Genomic DNA, 5,763 nt, shown 5'->3' with positions numbered 1-5,763 from the left:
GCCCAGCCCGGCCCGGCCGCCGGCCGCCGGCCCCCGGTCCGGCGTGGCCCGCCCTCGCTCCTGGCCCAGCCCGGCCCAGCTTGGCCAGTCCGGCCCGCCCTACCGATCTCCGGCCCGGCGCGGCGAGCCGGACCTGGCACGGCCGCCCCCTGGCTCAGCCCAGCCCAGCCCGGCCCGGCCGCCGGCCGCCGGCCCCCGGTCCGGCGTGGCCCGCCCTCGCTCCTGGCCCAGCCCGGCCCGGCCGCCGGCCGCCGGCCCCCGGTCCGGCGTGGCCCGCCCTCGCTCCTGGCCCAGCCCGGCCCGGCTTGGCCAGTCCGGCACGGTCCCGCGCGGTCGGCGTCGTGGCCGGCCCGGCAGGCACCGTCGGCCCAGCGCACCCCGGCAAGCACCGTCGGCCCAGCGCAACCCGCCAGGCACCGTACGCCCCGCAGGGCTACGCGCCGTCGACGCCCGTGACCGGCTGGATGTCCTGCTGGAGGTCGTCCGCGTGCTCGCCGGTCACCAGGTAGACGACGCGCTTGGCGACGGCCACGGCGTGGTCGGCGTACCGCTCGTAGTAGCGGCCCAGCAGGGTGACGTCCACGGCCGTCTCGATGCCGTGCTTCCAGCGGTCGTCGATCAGGTGCTGGAAGAGGGTGCGGTGCAGCAGGTCCATTTCGTCGTCGTCCTGCTCCAGCTGGAGCGCCAGGTCGACGTCCTTGGTGATGATGACCTCGGCGGCCTTCGCCATCAGGCGCTGCGCGAGCTGGCCCATCTCCAGGATCGTGGCGTGCAGGTCGTTCGGCACGGCCCGCTCCGGGAAGCGCAGCCGCGCCAGCTTCGCCACGTGCTGGGCGAGGTCGCCGGAGCGCTCCAGGTCGGCGGACATGCGCAGCGACGTGACGACGATCCGCAGGTCCGTCGCCACCGGCTGCTGCCGGGCCAGCAGTGCTATCGCCCGGGCCTCCAGGTCGTGCTGCAGCTGGTCGACCTTCTGGTCGGCCTCGATCACGTTCTCGGCCAGCTTCAGGTCGGCGTCCAGCATGGCGGTCGTGGCGCGCCCGATCGCCGAGCCGACCAGCCGGGCCATCTCCACCAGTCCGTCGCCGATCGAGTCCAGTTCCTCGTGGTACGCGTCCCGCATCAGGGTTCCCTCTCATAGGCGTGCTTGGTCCCCACGCTCCCACGTTCCGCCGCGTACGCGACTGTTTCCGCCATCCCGAATGAACCGGTACTGGCTGCAAGGTGAACTCTGGGCGACGAGTGTTCGAGGTCGGACCCCGACGGCTGTGGTCATGTCGTACCCCATGCCTAACCTGGAGACATGGACGTGAACGCGGCGGTCGCCGCAGCGGCAGCGATCGCCGGGGTGCTCACCGGCGTCATCGCCGTCCTGGCGTTCCGCTGGAGCGAACGCGACCAGAAGCGGCCGACCAGGACTTCTCTGCACACCGATCCCGTACTCCCGCCCGGCGTGGACACCGTGCTGTCGGTGCTGCGCTCCTCCGCCGTCGTGCTCGACGAGGCCGACGCCGTGGTCAAGGCCAGCTCCGCCGCCTACGCCCTCGGGCTGGTGCGCGGCGGCAAGCTCGCCGTGGAGCCCATGCTTCAGATGGCCCGGGACACCAGACGCGACGGGGAGATACGGCAGGTCGAGCTGGACCTGCCGCGGCGCGGCACCGGACGCGGCGAGGCGCTCGCCGTCTCCGCGCGCGTGGCCCCGCTCGGCTCCCGCCTGGTCCTGCTGCTGGTCGAGGACCTGACGGAGGCACGGCGCATCGAAGCGGTGCGGCGCGACTTCGTGGCGAACGTCAGCCATGAGCTGAAGACGCCCGTCGGCGCGCTGTCCCTGCTGTCCGAGGCCGTCATGGACGCCTCCGACGACCCCGAGGCCGTCCAGCGCTTCGCGGGCCGCATGCAGATCGAGGCGACCCGGCTGACGAACCTGGTCCAGGAGCTCATCGACCTCTCCCGGGTGCAGAACGACGACCCGCTGGAGGACGCCGAGCCGGTCCGGGTGGACGAGCTGGTCGCCGAGGCCATGGACCGCTGCCGGCACCAGGCGGGCACCAAACAGATCACCATCGCCGCCGGAGGGACGGCCGACCTGCACGTCTGGGGCAACCGGGGGCAGCTGGCCGCCGCCCTCGGCAACCTGGTCGAGAACGCCGTCAACTACTCCCCGGCCCGCACCCGCGTCGGCATCGCCGCGCGCCGGGTGGCCGCGCCGGGTGGTGACATGATCGAGCTGGCGGTGACCGACCAGGGCATCGGCATCTCCGACAAGGACAAGGAGCGCATCTTCGAGCGCTTCTACCGCGTCGACCCGGCCCGCTCGCGGGCCACCGGCGGCACCGGTCTGGGTCTCGCGATCGTCAAGCACGTGGTCGCCTCGCACGGCGGGGAGGTCACGGTCTGGAGCGCCGAAGGCCAGGGCTCCACCTTCACCCTCAGACTGCCGGAGGCGGGCGCGGCCCGCGACCGCGCACAGCAGCACCCGGACCTCGACGACGAGGCCGGCAACGACGCATCCCCGTACGATCCGCTTCCCGCCCCGGAGGTCCTTCCGTGACCCGAGTGCTCGTCGTCGAGGACGAGGAGTCCTTCTCCGACGCCCTGTCGTACATGCTCCGCAAGGAGGGCTTCGAGGTCGCCGTCGCGGCGACCGGCCCCGACGGCCTGGACGAGTTCGAGCGCAACGGCGCCGACCTGGTCCTGCTCGACCTGATGCTGCCGGGGCTGCCCGGCACCGAGGTCTGCCGCCAGCTGCGGGGCCGCTCCAACGTCCCCGTGATCATGGTCACCGCCAAGGACAGCGAGATCGACAAGGTCGTCGGTCTGGAGATAGGGGCCGACGACTACGTCACCAAGCCGTTCTCCTCGCGCGAGCTGGTCGCCCGCATCCGCGCGGTGCTGCGCCGGCGCGGCGAGCCGGAGGAGGTCACCCCGGCCGCGCTGGAGGCGGGCCCGGTCCGCATGGACGTCGACCGGCACGTGGTCACCGTCTCCGGCTCCAAGGTCGACCTCCCGCTGAAGGAGTTCGACCTGCTGGAGATGCTGCTGCGCAACGCGGGCCGGGTGCTGACCCGCATGCAGCTCATCGACCGCGTCTGGGGCGCCGACTACGTGGGCGACACCAAGACGCTGGACGTCCACGTGAAGCGCCTGCGCGCCAAGATCGAGCCGGACCCGGGCGCGCCGCGTTACCTGGTGACGGTCCGCGGGCTGGGCTACAAGTTCGAGCCGTAGGCCGTACCGCCCACGGAGCGCCTCGTAGCGCCTCGTGGCACCTGCGCCCGGACACGACCGAGGGCGGCACCCCGCACGGGGTGCCGCCCTCGGTCGTACGGCTCGCGGTGCCGGTCAGTGGCCGGCGGCCGACTGGGAGGCGGAGTCGCCCGGGGTGGCGGCCGACTGGGAGGCAGTGGCCGAGGGGCTCGTCCCCTGGCCCTTGTGCGGCTTGCCGCCGGCGGGGGCGCTGCCGGAGGGCGTGGCGCCCGGGGCGCCGCTGCTCGCGGAGGCCGACGGCGACGGGACCTCGGTCGGGCCCCACTTGTCGAAGTAGCTGGTGGCCGGGACCACGTAGGCGCGCAGGCTCACCTCGCCGGTCTTGCTGAAGGTGAAGGTGACCTTCTGGGCGTTGCCGTTCTGGACGGCCTCCCGGCCGCTGGGCAGGACCGCGGAGGCGTTGCCCTTGCCGCCGAGGATGAGCGAGCCGCCCGCCGGAACGGTCAGGCTCTGGCCCTTGGCCGGCTTGAGCTCGACCGACGTGCCGCTGCCCGCGACGGTGACCGACTGCAGCGTCTGGTCGGTGCGGCCGCCGTTGAACAGGGTCGCGGAGATCGCCGCCGGACCGGTCGCGTGCGGGTCGGGCTGGGTGATGACCACGGCGTTCTGGACCTTGATGTCGCCCACACTGGTCGCCGCGTTGTCCGGCTTGACCTCCAGGGTCTGCGAGTCGTTACCGGCGCCGCAGGCGGCGAGCGAGGCGATCGAGAAGACGAGGGCGGAGGCGGCGAGGGCGCCGCGTCGAAGGCTGCTGCTCACGGCGGCGGCAACTCCTTGAACGCGCGGGCGGCTCCTCTTGTAAAGCCACCCTAAGTGTCTGTCAGCGGCCTTAGGTTACCGAGCCGTTCCCGGGCGGTCGCACCCGACCCTCCCCAACGCCGCGCTTCCCACCGGGTGGGGGTACCCCCAGGAGGCGCGAGTGACTCGTGCGTCACATTGTGCAGCCGTCGGTCCGTCATTCACATAACGCGACCGCGGCCCCTCTCAACACGCCCGCGGAGCGCCTCGCGGCATTTTCGCGGAGGAATGCGCGGCCTTCCCGATATTGATCACCCGGCACCCGCCCGGCGGCGGTTGATCAATTCCTGAATCGGCTCACATCCGCCTGCGGTCACCGAACGGAGTAGCGGAAGTCGTACGCTTGAGACCAGACATATCGGGATGTTCCGCCACTTGGGACCGCCTCCGGAGGTGTGTGACGTACGTGTTTCACCCCGCCCGGAGAGCCCCTCCGACCTGCGAATACCCGCTTCCGAGGACTCCCCGCAGCACGTTCCGGTTGCTGTTGTCAAGCCCCGAGATATGCCCTGACCTGCGAAAACGCCATTCAGAAGACGCCGTATCCGTGTTACTCTGGATAGCCACGGAAGGGGTACCTGTCACATGACGTTCAAGGTTGGCGACACCGTGGTCTATCCCCATCACGGGGCCGCGCTGATCGAGGCCATCGAAACTCGCCAGATCAAAGGCGTGGACAAGACCTACTTGGTGCTGAAGGTCGCCCAGGGTGACCTCACGGTGCGTGTGCCAGCGGACAATGCGGAGTTCGTCGGCGTGCGTGATGTGGTCGGTCAGGACGGGCTCGACCGGGTCTTCGAGGTGCTGCGCGCGCCGTACGCCGAGGAGCCCACGAACTGGTCCCGTCGCTACAAGGCAAACCTGGAGAAGCTCGCCTCCGGCGATGTCATCAAGGTCGCGGAAGTCGTGCGTGACCTGTGGCGTCGCGAGCGCGAGCGCGGACTGTCCGCCGGTGAGAAGCGCATGCTCGCCAAGGCCCGCCAGATCCTGGTGAGCGAGCTGGCTCTCGCGGAGAACACGAACGAGGACAAGGCCGAAGCCCTGCTCGACGAGGTGCTCGCCTCCTGACGCGCAGCGGCAGCGAACCTTCGCTTCCGGCACGCTCAGCACAGTGAAATGCCGCGGTGCCCGATGACAGTGACCTGTCGCCGGGCGCTGCGGCATGTTCGTCCCCGCAGCGGGTGCTCTTCGGTGAAGCCTGTGGAACGCCCCCCGATACTTGAGGTGCCGGGCCCGGGCGGACGGCTCGACCAGGGTCACGGAAAGGGTCCGGTCTGGGCCTCGCGCCCGGCACTCCTCCAGGCCATACCCACGTAGGTCGAGCACACAAACCTGACAGGATCCGATGTCTGACGAATCACGTCCTACGCCCGCGCAGACCCCCGTCGCCGCCGTGATTCCCGCCGCCGGCCGGGGCGTGCGGCTCGGTCCGGGCGCCCCCAAGGCACTCCGCGCGCTGAACGGCACGCCGATGCTGATCCACGCGATCCGCGCCCTCGCCGCGTCCCGGCACGTCTCGCTGGTGATCGTCGTCGCCCCGCCGGAGGGCGCCGCCGACGTCAAGTCCCTGCTCGACGCGCACGCGCTGCCCGAGCGGACCGACTTCCTGGTCGTCCCCGGCGGGGAGTCCCGCCAGGAGTCCGTCCGGCTCGGCCTGGAGGCGCTGCCGCCGCGGTACGGGATCGTGCTGGTGCACGA

General features: G+C 71.5%; 6 protein-coding genes. 4 read left to right on the top strand and 2 right to left on the bottom strand.

Annotation, left to right across the window (positions count from 1 at the left end; translation table 11 throughout):
* Window positions 1-433 precede the first annotated feature (433 nt).
* On the bottom strand, window positions 434-1,123 hold the full coding sequence (gene phoU / locus IE312_RS31040) for a phosphate signaling complex protein PhoU (protein WP_189985587.1): 690 nt from the start codon (window positions 1,121-1,123) through the stop codon (window positions 434-436).
* A gap of 180 nt (window positions 1,124-1,303) precedes the next feature.
* Between phoU and phoR the strand changes: the two genes are divergently transcribed.
* A complete protein-coding gene (phoR, locus tag IE312_RS31035) occupies window positions 1,304-2,551 on the top strand; it encodes a two-component system sensor histidine kinase PhoR (protein WP_189985586.1) in 1,248 nt (415 codons plus the stop codon).
* A 5-nt stretch (window positions 2,552-2,556) separates the two neighbouring features.
* Window positions 2,557-3,228 carry a two-component system response regulator PhoP gene (gene phoP / locus IE312_RS31030; RefSeq protein WP_018568744.1) on the top strand — a complete coding sequence of 224 codons (672 nt, stop codon included), beginning with the start codon at window positions 2,557-2,559 and terminating at the stop codon, window positions 3,226-3,228.
* Between the two features lie 114 nt (window positions 3,229-3,342).
* Here the strand turns inward: phoP and IE312_RS31025 are convergent, their stop codons facing one another.
* Complete coding sequence (locus tag IE312_RS31025; protein ID WP_189985585.1) at window positions 3,343-4,026, bottom strand: copper chaperone PCu(A)C domain-containing protein; 684 nt, start codon at window positions 4,024-4,026, stop codon at window positions 3,343-3,345.
* Window positions 4,027-4,650: 624 nt separating this feature from the next.
* Between IE312_RS31025 and IE312_RS31020 the strand changes: the two genes are divergently transcribed.
* Window positions 4,651-5,133, top strand: a complete 483-nt coding sequence (locus IE312_RS31020; protein WP_003953493.1) for a CarD family transcriptional regulator — start codon at window positions 4,651-4,653, stop codon at window positions 5,131-5,133.
* A gap of 277 nt (window positions 5,134-5,410) precedes the next feature.
* Window positions 5,411-5,763, top strand: a 353-nt coding sequence (locus IE312_RS42630; protein WP_229900640.1) for an IspD/TarI family cytidylyltransferase, incomplete at its 3' end; no start/stop codon positions are given.

The sequence above is a fragment of the Streptomyces capoamus genome, assembly GCF_014654935.1.
Lineage (GTDB): Bacteria > Actinomycetota > Actinomycetes > Streptomycetales > Streptomycetaceae > Streptomyces > Streptomyces capoamus.
This window is presented reverse-complemented; position numbering and strand designations above follow the sequence as displayed.

Bases quoted from the DNA above. Each gene is read 5' to 3' on its own strand.
- phoU (WP_189985587.1), bottom strand. From the start codon at position 1,123: ATGCGGGACGCGTACCACGAGGAACTGGACTCGATCGGCGACGGACTG.
- phoR (WP_189985586.1), top strand. From the start codon at position 1,304: ATGGACGTGAACGCGGCGGTCGCCGCAGCGGCAGCGATCGCCGGGGTG.
- IE312_RS31020 (WP_003953493.1), top strand. From the start codon at position 4,651: ATGACGTTCAAGGTTGGCGACACCGTGGTCTATCCCCATCACGGGGCC.